The sequence below is a fragment of the Pseudomonas sp. Irchel 3H7 genome (assembly GCF_900187605.1).
In the GTDB taxonomy this organism is placed as follows: domain Bacteria; phylum Pseudomonadota; class Gammaproteobacteria; order Pseudomonadales; family Pseudomonadaceae; genus Aquipseudomonas.
The window spans coordinates 12,635-26,417 of the sequence record NZ_FYEA01000002.1 but is presented as its reverse complement, the minus strand read 5'-3'; the positions used below and the strand labels follow the sequence as shown (position 1 = coordinate 26,417).

At 59.6% G+C, this 13,783-nt stretch carries 12 protein-coding genes; 6 read left to right on the top strand and 6 right to left on the bottom strand.

The features are described from left to right. Positions 1 to 72 precede the first annotated feature (72 nt). Positions 73 to 630, bottom strand: a complete 558-nt coding sequence (locus CKW38_RS03655; protein ID WP_007910565.1) for an NADPH-dependent FMN reductase — start codon at positions 628 to 630, stop codon at positions 73 to 75. A 184-nt stretch (positions 631 to 814) separates the two neighbouring features. On the opposite strand from CKW38_RS03655, the gene CKW38_RS03650 reads away from it, so the two are divergent. Next, positions 815 to 1,045 carry a hypothetical protein gene (locus CKW38_RS03650; protein WP_007910567.1) on the top strand — a complete coding sequence of 77 codons (231 nt, stop codon included), beginning with the start codon at positions 815 to 817 and terminating at the stop codon, positions 1,043 to 1,045. Between the two features lie 85 nt (positions 1,046 to 1,130). Then, positions 1,131 to 2,024 (top strand): LysR family transcriptional regulator, encoded by an 894-nt coding sequence (locus CKW38_RS03645; RefSeq protein ID WP_095111850.1) that lies wholly within the window; start codon positions 1,131 to 1,133, stop codon positions 2,022 to 2,024. On the opposite strand, the gene CKW38_RS03640 is transcribed toward CKW38_RS03645, so the two are convergent. The 5 genes from CKW38_RS03640 to CKW38_RS03620 all read right to left on the bottom strand — a co-directional run bounded on the left by CKW38_RS03640 (position 1,990) and on the right by CKW38_RS03620 (position 7,277). Then, positions 1,990 to 2,604 carry a GNAT family N-acetyltransferase gene (locus CKW38_RS03640; RefSeq protein ID WP_095111849.1) on the bottom strand — a complete coding sequence of 205 codons (615 nt, stop codon included), beginning with the start codon at positions 2,602 to 2,604 and terminating at the stop codon, positions 1,990 to 1,992. The genes CKW38_RS03645 and CKW38_RS03640 overlap by 35 nt on opposite strands. A gap of 14 nt (positions 2,605 to 2,618) precedes the next feature. Further along, entirely contained in the window at positions 2,619 to 4,874 is a 2,256-nt protein-coding gene (locus tag CKW38_RS03635; protein WP_095111848.1) for an Orn/Lys/Arg decarboxylase N-terminal domain-containing protein, read from the bottom strand. Between the two features lie 189 nt (positions 4,875 to 5,063). After that, the gene (gene dnaQ, locus CKW38_RS03630) at positions 5,064 to 5,822 is read right to left on the bottom strand and encodes a DNA polymerase III subunit epsilon (RefSeq protein WP_007910571.1); all 759 of its coding nucleotides are present in this window, start codon (positions 5,820 to 5,822) and stop codon (positions 5,064 to 5,066) included. 135 nt (positions 5,823 to 5,957) lie between these two features. After that, positions 5,958 to 6,428, bottom strand: a complete 471-nt coding sequence (gene rnhA / locus CKW38_RS03625; protein WP_007910572.1) for a ribonuclease HI — start codon at positions 6,426 to 6,428, stop codon at positions 5,958 to 5,960. Between the two features lie 90 nt (positions 6,429 to 6,518). Continuing rightward, positions 6,519 to 7,277, bottom strand: a complete 759-nt coding sequence (locus CKW38_RS03620; RefSeq protein ID WP_007910573.1) for a class I SAM-dependent methyltransferase — start codon at positions 7,275 to 7,277, stop codon at positions 6,519 to 6,521. 66 nt (positions 7,278 to 7,343) lie between these two features. On the opposite strand from CKW38_RS03620, the gene gloB reads away from it, so the two are divergent. The 4 genes from gloB to CKW38_RS03600 all read left to right on the top strand — a co-directional run bounded on the left by gloB (position 7,344) and on the right by CKW38_RS03600 (position 13,783). After that, positions 7,344 to 8,111, top strand: coding sequence for a hydroxyacylglutathione hydrolase (gloB, locus tag CKW38_RS03615; protein WP_095112191.1), 768 nt, complete (start codon positions 7,344 to 7,346; stop codon positions 8,109 to 8,111). 99 nt (positions 8,112 to 8,210) lie between these two features. Beyond that, positions 8,211 to 9,674, top strand: a complete 1,464-nt coding sequence (locus CKW38_RS03610; RefSeq protein WP_007910577.1) for a transglycosylase SLT domain-containing protein — start codon at positions 8,211 to 8,213, stop codon at positions 9,672 to 9,674. 438 nt (positions 9,675 to 10,112) lie between these two features. Further along, positions 10,113 to 11,945, top strand: a complete 1,833-nt coding sequence (locus CKW38_RS03605; protein WP_095111847.1) for an extracellular solute-binding protein — start codon at positions 10,113 to 10,115, stop codon at positions 11,943 to 11,945. After that, on the top strand, positions 11,942 to 13,783 hold the full coding sequence (locus tag CKW38_RS03600; RefSeq protein ID WP_095111846.1) for an extracellular solute-binding protein: 1,842 nt from the start codon (positions 11,942 to 11,944) through the stop codon (positions 13,781 to 13,783). The genes CKW38_RS03605 and CKW38_RS03600 overlap by 4 nt, the downstream gene beginning before the upstream one ends.

Genomic DNA, 13,783 nt, shown 5'->3' with positions numbered 1-13,783 from the left:
AGTCGACCGATTTGTAACTGACAGTCCGCTATCGCGAGCAGGCTCACTCCTACATTGTGTTCCGTGTATGGCTTATTTTTTGTGTTGCTCTACGAATTGACCGTACGCATTGATAAAGCTTTGCAGAAAAGGTTTCACCGACTCACTCAACTTGCCCGCCTCATCAAACGCCGAGCCTGCACCGCCCAGATACGCTTCCGGCTGCTGCATGCACGGCACGTTGAGAAACACGAACGACTGGCGCAGATGCTGATTCGCCCCGAAACCACCGATGGCACCTGGCGAAACACTGATCACCGCCCCCGGTTTGCCACTCCAGACAGCCTTGCCATAAGGCCGCGAGCCGACGTCGATGGCATTCTTCAGCGGCGCTGGCACCGAACGGTTGTATTCGGGCGTGACAAACAGCACCGCGTCGGATGAACCCACTTTTTCCCGGAAAGTACTGTAGGCTGCCGGCGGTGAATCACCGTCGATGTCTTCGTTATACAGTGGCAGATCGCCAATTTCGACAATCTCAAGCTTTAGGTTCGCCGGGGCCAGTTCTGCCAGTGCCAGGGCGACTTTGCGATTGATCGATGCTTTGCGCAGGCTACCGACCACTACGGCGACGTTGTAGACATTGCTCATGGAAGACTCTCGATGGTCCGTGGGAGGAGCCAGTAGTTATAGATGATTCGGTGACGATTCCACCAGCACACAAGGGCAAATTCCTGCGTGCTGATTATTTTTTTCCTGTAGGAAAACTTACAGGCCTTGATGGCGGTCTACCAAGCCGCAAATCAAGCGTTTTATCTCCAGAGGTTCTAAGCAGATGGCAGCAGTACTCGTCGGTCAGTTCCATGCAAGAGATGCGGAAGGCCGCGTTTATTCCGTGCATGAGTTCCAGGAATCCAATCCGTCGGCAGACGGTTCCACTGGCTCGGAGCCGATTTACAAACTGGCGATTGGCGATCGCGTCAACAAGGTCAGCGAGAACGAGTTTCTCCTGGTCCAGTCAGGTATCACCCTGACGCGTGAACCCGAGCCAACCGTCGCTTCATAACTGGCCGTTATGAGCAGAAGTCATATGCGCAGACTTGGGGTAGGATTCAGCCACTGACCCCACCTGCTGAACATGGACTTCACGCATGCGTTTACGTCATATCGAAGTGATTCAGGCGCTCTTGCAGACCGGTCACCTGGGCACCGCCGCCGAATGGTTGCAGTTGCCGGTGGCCGAGGTCGAAGAGCGTTTGCGCGAAGCCGAGAGTCAGTTGGGGTTCATGCTGTTCGCCAGCGTGCGCGGACGCCTGCAATCGACACCCGAAGCGCGGGCGTTGCAGGTCGAAATCGCCCACGTTTATGAAGCGTTGGAGCCGGTGCAACGGCTGGCCAGCAGCCTCAAGCAATACCTCGCCCCACCTTTGCGCATCATCGGCACTGCGCCGCTGGCGCAACAATTACTGCCACAAAGTCTCGCCGCCCTGCGTCGTCGTCTGCCCGACGCACCGTGCAGCCTGCTCAGCGCGCCGACTCGCGACATTGTCCGCAGCCTGTTGCTGCGCGAGAGCGATCTCGGTTTAAGCCTGCACGACCCCGAACATCCCGACATTGATTGCCGGCCATTGGCCCAGGGCAAACTGCAATTGCTCGCGCCCCATGGCTGGTTGCAGCCGAAACAGAAATACATTTCCCTGCAGGATCTGGCCGGTCAGGCCATGATCGGCCTCGAAGGTCAGGACCCGTTGAGCCCGGCACTGGAAAACAAACTCCAGGCGCTGCGCCCGGCGCCGAGTGTGCAGACGCGGGTGCAAACCCATCAGATGATGCGCAGCATGGTCGAGGCCGGTGAAGGCCTGGCCATCGTCGACCCGTTCACTGCACTGGGCGCGCGCCCGGCCGGGCTGGATGTCTGCCCGCTGTCGCCGGCCGTACCGATCAGCGTCTACGCGCTGACCTTCAAGCACGTCGCGCCGTCGGCAGCGATTCAGACATTACTGGCGATCCTCACGGAACAAGCCGAGGCGATGCTGGCGAGCTGATCGGGTTCTCCAACGGGTTATCGAATAATCGATACCAGAACAGCGCCACTTCGGCGGTGTTCGGATCAATGCCGCGATAGCGCAACTGGTCGACACCACCGATCACATAGCCGCAACGCTCATACAGCCGACAGGCGCCGAGGTTGTTGTTCTGGGTTTCCAGCATGATCCCCGGCAGCTTTTTCTTGCGGCTCCAGAACTGCGCGACATCCAGCAATGCCTTGGCCACGCCATGCCGACGAGCCGGCGCATGCACCGCCAGTTCATCGATATGCGCGAAGCCGTTCCAGTTAGTACTGATCACTAGATGGCCGACCGGCTCATCGTCGAGATAGGCCATGAAAATCGCGCTGTCCGGCGCGTTGTGGAAAGCGCTGAACTCCTCCGGATCAATGCCGTAGCACTTGCGGTACGGCACGATCGGCGTCACCCGCCATTGTTCCACAGGCAGGCCAATCACGGCGGCACCATAGGCCGCGACTTCGAAGCTGAAGTCGCTGCCCCAGATATACGGCGCAAAGCCTTCATCGGCGACGCGCACCGACAGCCCTGGGTATTTTGGATTCATGACCGGTTGCATACTGGGAAAAGTCCTCATTCCTTGACGCAATCGACGGTGTATTGCCGCCCATTGCCTTCATCTTCGTGCTGCAATCCATGCACATCCGCGACAAAACCGGGGAAGCTGCTATCGAACGTGCGAGCAAATTTCAGGTAATCAATAATCGATCGGGTCGATTCGGTAAAGCGTTCGCCGGGCATGATCAGCGGAATGCCCGGCGGATACGGTACTAGCATGACCGCCGCAACCCTGCCTTCCAGCTCATCGATCGGCACCGCTTCGACTTCGCCGCGCACCAGATGATCGTAGGCGTGGGCCGGTTTCATGGCAATTTCCGGCAGCACGGTGTACATGCGTTTCAGGTGTTTGGCTGTGGCATTGCTGCGGTAGCAGGCGTGCAATTGATCGCACAAATCGCGCAGGCCCATGCCGCGATAACGCGCGGTGTCTTGCTGAGCCACACACGGCAGGCAGGTGTCGAGGCGCACATTCGCATCGTAGCTGCGCTTGAACTCCAGCAGTTCGGTGAGCAGCGTGCTCCACTTGCCTTTGGTAATACCCATCGAGAACAGCACCAGGAACGAATACAGCCCGGTCTTCTCCACCACCAGGCCGCGCTCCCAAAGAAACTTGCTGACCACCGCCGCCGGTATGCCCTTCTCGCTCAGCGCGCCACCGGCATTGAGCCCCGGCATGACGAGGGTGACCTTGATCGGATCGAGCAACACGTAATCGTCACTGACTTCGCCGAAACCATGCCAATCGGCATCCGGTTGCAGCAGCCAGTCCTCGGTCTGCACGCGATCAATGCCTTCGACACCCGGCGGCTGCCAGATCGAAAACCACCAGTCATCGGCGGCAATGTGCTGACGCAGATTGGCCAGCGCGCGACGAAAGCTCAGGGCTTCGTCGAAGGTTTCCTGCAACAGCGAACGCCCGGCCGGGCCTTCCATCATCGCCGACGCCACGTCCAGCGAAGCGATGATGCTGTACTGCGGCGAGGTCGAAATGTGCATCATGAACGCTTCATTGAAACGGTCGCGGTCGAGTTGCCGCGCGCCGCCGTCCTGCACATGAATCATCGACGCCTGACTGAACGCCGCCAGCAGTTTGTGCGTGGAATGCGTGGTGAATACCAGCGGGCTGTCTTCGCTGCGCGAGGTGGCCATGCCGTAGCGCCCGGTGAAGAATTCATGAAACGCCGCGTAGGCGTACCAGGCTTCATCGAAATGCAGCACTTCGACGCTGTTGCCGAGGCTTTGCTTGATCAACTCGGCGTTGTAACAGAGGCCATCGTAGGTCGAGTTGGTGACCACGGCGAGTTTGACTTTCGCTGTGCGGCCCTTGGTCAGCGGGCTGGCATCGATCTTCGCTTGAATCGATTCGCGGCTGAATTCGCTCAGCGGAATGGGGCCGATAATCCCCAGCTCATTGCGCTCCGGGCACAGGTACAACGGAATGGCGCCGGTCATGATGATGGCGTGCAACACCGACTTGTGGCAGTTGCGATCGACCAGCACCAGATCATCGCGCCCGACCATCGAGTGCCAGACAATCTTGTTGGCGGTCGAGGTGCCATTGATCACGAAAAAGGTGTGATCGGCGCCGAAATTGCGCGCCGCCCGCGCTTCCGCTTCGGCCAGTGGCCCGGTGTGATCGAGCAGCGAACCGAGTTCCGGCACCGACACCGACAAATCCGAACGCAGGGTGTTTTCACCGAAGAACTGATGGAACGCCTGCCCCACCGGACTCTTGTGATACGCCACGCCGCCGCCATGGCCGGGGGTGTGCCAGGAATAATTGGAGTCCGCCGTATGCTGCACCAGCGCCTTGAAAAACGGCGGCAGCAAGCCATCCAGATACTTGCGCGCCGCCCGCGCCACTTGCCGCGCCAGAAACGGCACGGTGTCCTCGAACAGATAGAGAATGCCGCGCAATTGATTGAGCTCGGCCATGGCATCGGCCGGGGCATTTTCCAGGGTGACCTGCTCACCGAGGGCGAAGATCGGCAGATCCGGCGCACGCACCCGTGCCAGACCGATCAGTTCGGCCATGTTCTGCAACAGATGCGAGTTAGTGCTGGCGTCCTCGGCGGCAATCAGCATGCACGCGAGGCCATGGTGGGTCGATGCCACCAACCGCCCTTCGGTGTAGTCGATGGCCGAAACGATATTGAAGCCTTCCTGCTCCAACTCCCGGGCGATGCCACGGATACGGTCACCCGCGACCGTGTCGGCCTTGATGTCGCGATGGACGATCAACACCGGAAACTTCAAATCTTTGTACATGAGGCTCAGTGTCCCGAGGCGGCAGAATTGGATCGGCCAATGCACTCAGGGTAGAGGGTTGCAGCGAAAGTGGCGAGGGTGGCCACTTGGCTTCATACCGCTAAAAACAAAAGATCGCAGCCTTCGGCAGCTCCTACAGGGGATCACATTTCAATGTAGGAGCTGCCGCAGGCTGCGATCTCTTGATCTTCAGGCCTGGGCGTCGGCTTCGGCGATCTGCGTCCATAACGCCGGGCCACCGGCAGACTTGGCAATGATCTCCAACCGCACCAGATGCGCCGCCAGCTCCTCTTCCGTCGCACGAATGATTCGCGCTGGCTGGCGATCCGCCGGCAAACGACGAATCTCGGTCGCCGAGTTGTCCGCACCATCGCCAGTACCATTGCCGTCAGACGCATTACCCGCCAGCGACAGACTGGTCTGGCCACCGGTCATGGTCAGGTAGACGTCGGCGAGAATCTCCGAGTCGAGCAAAGCGCCGTGCAATTCACGGCCGGAGTTGTCGACGCCATAACGTTTGCACAACGCATCGAGGCTGTTGCGCTGCCCCGGGTGACGTTCCCTGGCCATCATCAGGGTGTCGAGGATCGAGCAGTGCTGGGTGATGTCAGCGCGATCCTGCTGGCCCATCAAGGCGAATTCGTTGTTGATGAAGCCAACGTCGAACGCCGCGTTGTGGATGATCAGCTGCGCGCCTTTGATGAACTCGAAAAACTCATCGGCGACTTCGGCAAAGCGTGGCTTGCCGACCAGGAACTCGTTGGTGATGCCGTGAACGCCGATGGCGCCTTCATCACTCTCGCGATCCGGCTGCAGATAAACGTGAAAATGCCGGCCCGTCAGGCGTCGGCCGATCAGTTCGACACAGCCGATTTCAATGATCCGGTGACCATCGGTCACCGGCATGCCGGTGGTTTCGGTATCGAGTACAACGGATCTGGTGGCCATCAGTGTTCAGCTCTCAACGGGTCGATCTTGCAAAAAACGCGGATGTTAACACGCTCGGTGGGGTGTTTCAGTCAGACCGTGGCGTCCCATTCGCGAGCCTGCTCGCGAAGGCCGCGCCACGGTGTAACGGCAAAATCAGCTCTGCTTGTAACCGCGCACTTCGTCGACACCACGGTTAGCCAACTGGTCCGCCCGCTCGTTACCGTGATGACCAATGTGCCCACGCACCCATTTCCAGGTGACTTTGTGGCGGTTGACCTGCTCGTCCAGCTCTTTCCACAGATCAGCGTTCTTCACCGGCTCTTTCGCGGCGGTTTTCCAGCCACGTTTTTTCCAGTTGGCCATCCACTCGTTGATGCCCTTCATCACATACTGCGAGTCAGTCACCAGCAGCACTTCGCACGGACGCTTCAAGGCTTCGAGGCCACGGATCGCGCCGAGCAGTTCCATACGGTTGTTGGTGGTGTTGGCTTCGCCGCCCCACAGCTCCTTTTCGACGCCCTTGCACACCAGCAAGGCGCCCCAGCCGCCCGGGCCGGGGTTGCCTTTGCAGGCGCCGTCAGTGAACAGTTCTACGGTGTCGACGCTTTCAACGCTTTCGCTCATGCCACTCTATCCAGAAAAATGCCTGTCTTGCCGATCACGGATCGACAATGACCGAGGCCGGGACAAGCCCGGCCACAAATAAAAGAAGGTTTACGGTTCGATGCGGCGGCGGTTGACCTTGGCCATCGGCAGCGGAATCAGCTTGCCCATCGGCTCGCGACGTTCCTGCCGCAACGGCCTGAGCCCCACGACGATCTTGCGCGCGACCAATAAATAGAAGCCACCGCCCGACAGCTGCCAGTCACCGGCCTTGCGTTCCCAGCCGGCCAGACGGGCCTGCCACTTGGGTGACGCGAGCGGCGGACGATAGCACCCGAAGCGGCGTTTCTCCAGCGCAAAGCCCAGCAGATTGAGCCAGTCGGCCACCCGCGACGGCGAGATGCAGCGCGCCTGACGCAAGGCGTCGTGGGCGAAAACATGGCGCAGACCCCAGGTGCTCCACGGGTTGATGCCGATGATCAGCAAATGCCCGCCGGGGCGCACGCTGCTCGCGGCTTCACGCAGCAAACCATGAGGCGACAGACAGAAATCCAGGCCGTGCTGCATCACCACCACATCGGCAGCATGCTCGCTCAGCGGCCAGGCTTGCTCTTCGCAGACAATCTCGACCCCCGGCAACGGCGCACCGAGGCGCACATTGCGCTGCACTTGCGGCGCCGCCGGCGGGGTTTCGGCCGAGGGGCCGTAATGCACCAGATAACCGCCAAAGAACCGGCCCAACTCGTCTTCGAGCATGCGCCGCTCTTCATCGAGCAGAAATTGCCCGAGCGGGCCGGACAGCCATTCACGGGCTGCACCGATCAGGGCCAGCCAGTCAGGATCAGCCTGTGCGAACGCTTTATCACTCATCGCATTCTCCAAAGCGCCAGGAACTACTAAGATGCGCCAATGTTTTCCGCTTGGCGAATTCCGACGATGATACAGATCAGTGCCCTGCCCGCGTTCACCGACAACTACATCTGGTTGTTACAGGATCACCGCACCCAGCGCTGCGCGGTGGTCGATCCGGGCGATGCCGCGCCGGTACAGGCATGGCTTGCAGCGCACCCGGGCTGGGTGTTGAGCGACATTCTGATCACCCACCACCATCATGATCATGTCGGCGGCGTCGAACGCCTGAAAGCGGCGACCGGGGCGAAAGTCTACGGCCCGGCCAGCGAAAACATTCCGGCGCGCGATGTGGCGCTCAAGGACAACGACAGCGTCAGCGTGCTCGGCTGGGACTTCGACGTCTATGCGGTGCCCGGTCACACCCTGGGACACATTGCCTATTACCACCACGGCCTGCTGTTCTGCGGCGACACCCTGTTCGCCGCCGGTTGCGGTCGCCTGTTCGAGGGCACGCCGGAGCAAATGCACCATTCTCTCAGCCGCCTTGCAGCGTTACCGGAAGATACGCTGGTCTACTGCACGCATGAATACACTCTGAGCAATCTCAAGTTTGCCGCCGCCGTCGAACCGACGAACCCGGACATTACCGCCCGTCTGGAAAAAGTCACCCAGCAGCGGCAAAACGGTGTGATGACCCTGCCCTCGACGCTCGCCCTGGAAAAGCTCACAAACCCGTTTTTGCGCACCACTGAAACATTAGTTACACAAAAAGTGGACGAACGGGCAGGCGCTCAAAACCGGGCGCCGAGTGAGGTATTTGCGGCTCTGCGGGCCTGGAAAGATAAGTTCTAAGTACCCCGCCGCTTGGTACAAAAATTCTGAATGGTTGACCTAGGGGGGTGCGCTTTCTAGAATCCCCCGACATTTTTGCCCGGAACTTACTTCCAGCCAATGTCGTCATCCATACGTAAGTCCGTCAATTCAGACGCATTGACCCGCCTGGCGCAAGCTATCGCGGTGGCTGTGTCCGCCACGCTGGCGGGCTGTTCCAGCCATGCTCCGCAGACTGAAGCGACCCATACGCCGAACATTGCTGCGCGAGCCAAGCAGAAGCCGATCTGGCTGACCGAAAAGCCCAGCCCACAGGTTCCCCAGGACATCTGGGAACGCATGCGCCAGGGCTTTCAGCTGCAGGAAGGCCTCGGCGTCAACCCGCGCATCGAGCAACAGCGCCTGTGGTTCGCCAGCAATCCCTCTTTCCTCGAGAACGCCGGCGAACGCGGCAGTCTCTATATTCACTACATCGTCGAACGCCTCGAAGAACGCAACATGCCGCTGGAACTGGCCCTGCTGCCAGTGATTGAAAGCGCCTATAACCCGATGGCCTATTCGCGGGCCGATGCGGTGGGTCTGTGGCAATTCATTCCGTCCACCGGGCGTTACTTCAACCTGCGTCAGACCCGCTTCTATGATGGCCGTCGCGATATCACCGCTTCGACCACGGCAGCGATGGATTACCTGACCCGTCTGCACGACATGTTCAACGGTGACTGGTTGCTGGCCCTGGCGGCGTACAACGCCGGTGAAGGCACGGTCAGCCGCGCGATCGAACGCAACGAAAAGCTTGGCCTGCCCACCGATTACTGGAACCTGCCGCTGCCGGCGGAAACCCAGGCGTACGTGCCGAAGTTGCTGGCACTGTCGCAAGTGGTGCTGGCGCCGGAAGCTTACGGCGTGAACCTCAATCCGATTGCCAACGAACCGTACTTCCAGGTCGTCGAAATCAACCAGCGCATGGATTTGTCCAAAGTCGCCGCGGTTGCCAACATCGACGAAGACGAACTGTTCCAGCTCAACCCGGCCTTCAAGCAACGCACCACCATCGATGGCCCTCAGCATTTGCTAGTGCCAACGTCGAAGGCGCAATTGCTGACCGCCAGTTTGCAGACCATGCGGCCTGACGAACTGATCAGCCCGCGTTCGCTGAAGCCGGTGTTCGAGGGTGCTGACCCATCGGAAGTGGCCAAGCTCAAGCGGGCTTATCGCGTGAAGCGTGGTGACAACCTCGGTTCCATTGCCAAGGCCAACAAGGTCGAAGTCAAGGATCTGCAACGCTGGAACAAGCTGACCGGCAAGAACCTCAAAGTTGGCCAGACTCTGGTCATGCAGGACACCACCAAGCGTGCTCCGGCTCGCAAGTCCGGCCGTGTGAACACGGTGATTGCGGCCAACAGCAAGAGCAAAGGCAAGGACGACAGCGCGCAGCAGACTCAGTACAAGGTCAAACGCGGCGATACGCTGTACGTGGTAGCCAAGCGCTTCAACGTTGAGATGCAGCATCTCAAGCGCTGGAATCCGGGTGCGGGCAAGGCGTTGAAGCCGGGGCAGATGCTCACGGTTTATCAGCCGCACTGACAGACGAGCCCCTGAATTTTCAGGGGCTTTTTTTTGGTTCGGATTTTGTGGCGTGCTTTAGATCGATCCCCCTCACCCCAGCCCTCTCCCCCAAGGGGTAGAGGGGGAAAGGGAGCCGATCGGGGGCTTTTCAAAATCTGAGTTCAGCTCAGATATCGCACGTCGGTGCAATTCGCCTAGACACCACAGTCAGTCCCCTCTCCCTCCGGGAGAGGGTTAGGGTGAGGGGCTTTTCAAACGTGACTTCGGCTCGGCATTTTCAGGTCGGCGTAGCTCGAAGAAACAACTCGGTCAGTCCCCTCTCCCTCTGGGAGAGGGTTAGGGTGAGGGGCTCTTCGCGCAAACGATTAACCCCGCATTAACCCGCATCTTTTTCCTGTCCAGACAAGCTGTTACTGTACGGCCCACTAAGCCCAAGCCGCCTGGATCGGATCTGACTTGAAGCGTGCCCTCCTCCTGCTCCTGATCAGCCTGGCCTTGAGCTCAACCGCAAGCGCGACGATTACCGAAAGTCACGGTTATGCGCAGTTCGGCACGCTCAAGTACCCGGCCAGATTTACCCACTTCGACTGGGTCAACCCGCAAGCGCCCAAGGGCGGTACGTTGCGGGTGATGGCGTTCGGCACCTTCGATACGGTCAATCCGTACACCTTCAAGGGCACTAGCCCGGTCACCACAGCGAATTTCCTCCAGTACGGCATCAATGAGCTGAACGAGCCGTTGATGGTCGGCACCGGCCAGTATTCGCCGTCCGGCGACGAACCGGCGTCGAGTTACGGCTTGATCGCGCAATCGGTGGAGTACAGCGAAGATCGCAGCTGGGTCGTCTTCAATCTGCGTCCCGAGGCGCGTTTTCACGATGGCACGCCGATCACCGCCTACGACGTAGCGTTCTCCTATCGAACGCTGCTCAAGGACGGCCATCCGCTGTACCGCACCGCGTTGCAGGAAGTGCTGCGGGTCGACATTCTCAACAAACAGCGCATTCGCTTCGTGCTCAAGCGCTCGGGCAATCCGCTGTTGATTCTGCGCCTTGGCGAATTGCCGGTGCTGCCGCAGCATTACTGGAAAGACCGCGACTTCAAGGCCACCACCTTCGAACCGCCACTGGGCAGCGGCCCCTATCGCATCACTTCGGTGACGCCGGGCCGGCAGTTGATCTTCGAGCGGGTCAAGGATTACTGGGGCAAGGACCTGGCGGTCAATCGCGGCAAGTACAACTTCGATCGCATGGAAGTCGAGTTCTACCGCGACAGTGATGTAGCGTTCGAAGCGTTCAAGGCTGGCGAATTCGACATTTACATCGAGCATCAGGCGAAGAACTGGGCCAACGGTTACAACTTCCCCGCGATACGCCGTGGCGAGGTGATCAAGGCACAGATCCCGCATCAGATCCCGACCCAGAGTCAGGGCCTGTTCATGAACACCCGCCGCGCGACGTTCGCCGACGTAAAGACCCGCGAAGCGCTGGGCCTGATGTTCGACTTCGAGTGGACCAATCGCGCGCTGTTCAGCGATGCCTACAAACGCACCACCAGCTACTACCCCAACAGTGAATTCACAACCTCCGGCCTGCCGGTCGGGCATGAATGGCTGATGCTCAAACCGTACAAGGAACAACTGCCGGCCAAGCTGTTCACCGAGCCGTTTACCTTGCCAAAAACCGACGGTCGCGGCATCCCCCGGGAAACCATGCGCAAAGCCTTGGCATTGCTCGCTGAAGGTGGCTGGAAGCTCAACGGTCAGCGTCTGCAAAACGCTAGCGGCCAACCGCTGCGGTTCGAACTGCTGCTGGTCAATCCGAACCTCGAGCGCCTCTACCAGCCCTACATCGAGAATCTCAACAGCATCGGCATCGACGCGCGCCTGCGCACCGTGGATCGGGCGCAGTACAAGCAGCGCCTCGATCAATTTGATTTCGACATGATCTCGATGACGCTCAACCAGACCCTAAGCCCGGGCCTTGAGCAGTGGCAGTACTTCCACTCCAGTCAGGTGAGCGTCAAGGGCAGCAAGAATTACGCAGGCATCGCCAACCCGGTGGTCGATCACCTGCTCGAACAACTGCTCGCCGCGCGCACCCGCGACGAACAAGTCGCCGCCGGCAAGGCGCTCGACCGCGTGCTGCTCTGGCAGCACTACAGCATTCCCAACTGGTATCTGAATTATCACCGTCTGGCCTACCGCAACCGGTTGGCCTTTGTTACCACGCCGCCTTACACCCTGGGCCTGAGCGCGTGGTGGCTGAAGTCTTCGGAGAAAGATCGATGAACCCTATCCGCGCCCTGCTCGTCCAGGCCAGCGGCTTGCTGTTCGCCGGGCTGGCCTTGGCCGCCCCGCAACACGCCGTGACCCTGTACAACGAGCCGCCGAAATATCCGGCCGATTTCAAACAGTTTGATTACGTAAACCCGGACGCGCCGAAGGGCGGCATCTTTCGTCAGGCCGGTTTTGGTGGCTTCGACAGCCTCAACCCGTTTATCAGCAAAGGCGTGCCCGCCGATGATATCGGGCAGATCTACGACACCCTGACCAAGCACAGCCTCGATGAGCCCTTTACCGAATACGGCCTGATCGCCGGCAAAATCGAAAAGGCCCCGGACAACAGCTGGGTACGTTTCTACCTGCGCCCCGAAGCCCGTTTTCATGACGGCCACCCGGTGCGCGCCGATGACGTAGTGTTCAGCTTCAACACGCTGACCAAGGAAGGCTCGCCGATGTTTCGCGGCTACTACAGCGACGTCTCCGAAGTGATCGCCGAAGACCCGCTGAAAGTGCTGTTCAAGTTCAAACACAGCAACAACCGCGAACTGCCACTGATCCTCGGCCAATTACCGGTGCTGCCAAAACACTGGTGGGCCGATCGCGACTTCAACAAAGGCAACCTGGAAATCCCCCTCGGTAGCGGCCCGTACAAGGTCGCCGAAGTAAAGGCCGGGCGCTCGGTGCGCTACGAGCGGGTCAAGGATTACTGGGGCAAGGACCTGCCGGTCAACCGTGGTTTCTACAATTTCGACACGATGACCACCGATTACTACCGCGACAACACCGTCGCCCTCGAAGCGTTGAAGGCCGGGCAGTTCGATTACTGGCTGGAAATGACCGCGAAAAACTGGGCCAACGCTTACAACATTCCGGCGGTCACCGAGGGCCGCTTGATCAAGGAACAGATCGCCAACAGCAACCCGACCGGCATGCAGGGCTTCGTTTACAACTTGCGCCGTCCAGTGTTTCAGGACGTGCGCGTGCGCCAGGCGCTCGGCCTGTTGTTCGACTTCGAATGGACCAACAAGCAACTGTTCAACGGCGCCTATTTCCGAACCCGCAGCTATTTCGAGAACTCGGAAATGGCCGCCACCGGCCTGCCCGACGCCGATCAGCGGGCGATCCTCGAGCCGTTCCGCAGCAAGCTGCCGGCACAGGTGTTCAGTGAGGCGTTCGAAAACCCGAAGACCGACGCCAGCGGCATGATCCGCACCCAACAGCGCGAGGCCTATCAACTGCTGCAAGAGGCTGGCTGGAAGATCGTCGACGACAAAATGGTCGACGCCACCGGCAAACCGGTGGTCATCGAATTCCTCCTTGCGCAGACCGAATTCGAGCGCGTATTGCTGCCATTCAAGCGCAACCTCAGCGACCTCGGCATCGATCTGGTGATCCGCCGCGTCGACGTTTCGCAGTACATCAACCGCGTGCGTTCGCGGGATTTCGACATGATGGTCGGCAGCTTCCCGCAGTCCAACTCACCGGGTAACGAGCAGCGCGAATACTGGATGAGCGCCGCCGCCGACAAACCGAGCAGCCGCAATTCCTTGGGTTTGAAAGACCCGATCGTCGATCAACTGGTCGAGAACCTGATCAACGCCGACTCGCGCAAAAGCCTGGTGGCCCATGCCCGTGCGCTGGATCGTGTGCTGCAATGGGGTTATTACGTGATCCCCAACTGGCACATCAAGACCTGGCGCGTGGCTTACTGGAATCACATCGGTCACCCGAAAGTCTCGCCCAAGTACGACATCGGGATTAACACCTGGTGGGTCAAGCCTGACGCGAAACCTGCGATAGAAGTCGAAACCAAACTGCAAGCCGACCCTGCGGGCACGGAGTAA